A 266-nucleotide genomic window follows, 5' to 3' on the forward strand; every position below is an offset into this window, starting at 1 on the left:
TTATTCCTGAACCGCAAGCAAAAAAAAAGCAGCGGTATTAACCGCTGCTGGATGGCTTCCACAGTGCGAACAAACTTAAACGGCGTGTTGAACCTGTTCATCCAGCAGTTGTGGAAACATATCGGCAGGTTCTGCAGAAAGTTTACGTCTTTTTACTGCCCGTGATGGTGGCTGGCACAGGCTGCAGGTAAAGCTGCCAACCGGCTGATGCGCATGATTAATAAAGCTGCCGTTGCAGCTTTTACAATCTGCCAGTTCCAGCATAC

Annotated in this window: 1 protein-coding gene; it reads right to left on the reverse strand. The window is 48.5% G+C overall.

Translation table 11 applies throughout. The features are described 5' to 3' along the window. Positions 1 to 75: 75 nt before the first annotated feature. On the reverse strand, positions 76 to 266 hold a 191-nt coding region (locus SB765_RS30315; protein WP_410932579.1), incomplete at its 5' end, for a FlhC family transcriptional regulator.

Origin of the sequence: Pseudomonas sp. SIMBA_067 (assembly GCF_046534675.1) — a bacterium.
Taxonomy (GTDB): Bacteria; Pseudomonadota; Gammaproteobacteria; order Pseudomonadales; family Pseudomonadaceae; genus Aquipseudomonas; species Aquipseudomonas putida.